Origin of the sequence: Mesorhizobium sp. M0074, assembly GCF_040322975.1 — a bacterium.
Classification (GTDB): Bacteria; Pseudomonadota; Alphaproteobacteria; order Rhizobiales; family Rhizobiaceae; genus Mesorhizobium.
On record NZ_JAMYUM010000079.1, the window covers coordinates 1 to 1,116 of the forward strand.

Annotated in this window: 1 protein-coding gene and 1 pseudogene; both read left to right on the forward strand. The window is 62.7% G+C overall.

What is annotated here, in order from left to right:
- The coding region (locus NKJ73_RS34030; protein ID WP_352572756.1) for a transposase domain-containing protein at positions 1-206 on the forward strand (206 nt) is incomplete at its 5' end.
- An 80-nt stretch (positions 207-286) separates the two neighbouring features.
- A pseudogene (locus NKJ73_RS34035) lies at positions 287-927 on the forward strand (Mu transposase domain-containing protein); the annotation flags it as partial.
- Positions 928-1,116 lie beyond the last annotated feature (189 nt).

The following is a 1,116-nucleotide window of genomic DNA, read 5'->3' on the forward strand; positions in this document are numbered from 1 at the left end:
GCCGGAAAAGTTGGCTGTTCAGCGATACCGTCGACGGAGCCAGGGCCAGCGCCGTCATCTACAGCCTGATGTTGACCTGCCGCGCCTGTGGCGTCGAGCCGTTAGCGTGGCTGCGCCACGTCCTCACTGAACTACCTCAGCGCCCCGAGAACGCAGCCATCGAGGATCTGCTGCCCTTCAACTTCGCCAAAGTAACAGCAGCCTGATCAGACCAGATACCGTTCCCGATTCGAAGGCCATCCGTCGAAAGCCACCGCGTCAACGTGCAGCGAAAATAGCGCTTACCGCCAAGGCGCACCGTCACGTCGAGCAACCGGAACGAACGATCTGGAACGTGTTCGAGGAAGAGCGCGGCAACTGGTCGAGTATCGCGGCCCCTTCGACGGATTCCACACGGTGCCGGCCTCGGTGTCGAAGACCTGCACGGTTCGCTTCGACAACAACAAATACTCGGTCCTGTCGACGGCCGTCGGCCGCCCGGTCGAGATCCAGGCCTATGCCGATCGCATCGTCATTCGTCAGGATGGCGTGGTTGTTGCCGAACATGTGCGTTCGTTCGCGCGCGGCGAGACGATCTACAACCCTTGGCACTATGTCCCCGTGCTCGCCCGCAAGCCCGGAGCGCTGCGCAATGGCGCGCCATTCCGGGACTGGGCTCTGCCACCAGCGATGGAACGGGTCCGGCGCAGATTGAAGTCCGCGGACGATGGCGACCGGCAGATGGTGGCGATCCTGGCTACCGTTCTCAGTGACGGCCTCGACGCGGTCGAGGCGGCCTGCCAGGAGGCGCTCGACCAGAACGTCTGCTCGTCAGCCGTCATCATCAACATCCTTGCACGGCAGCGCGATCCGGCGCCGGCAATCACCATTCTTACCCCGGAAGCACTCCGCCTGGCGCATGAGCCGGTTGCTGCGGCGCGACAATGAAGCTGCGAGCGTTGCGTCAATCGTCGCGCCGCAGCTTGTGGCATTGTCCGTGATCAGGCGCTGATTCCTCTCAAAACCGTGCCAGCTCAGGTAACCTTCGTGACGGTCGATGAGCAAGACCTCCCAGTCGGCGCGATCGCGCCTGATCCCACGCAAAATCCGTTTGCGTCCGGCCTCTATGGTGACTTT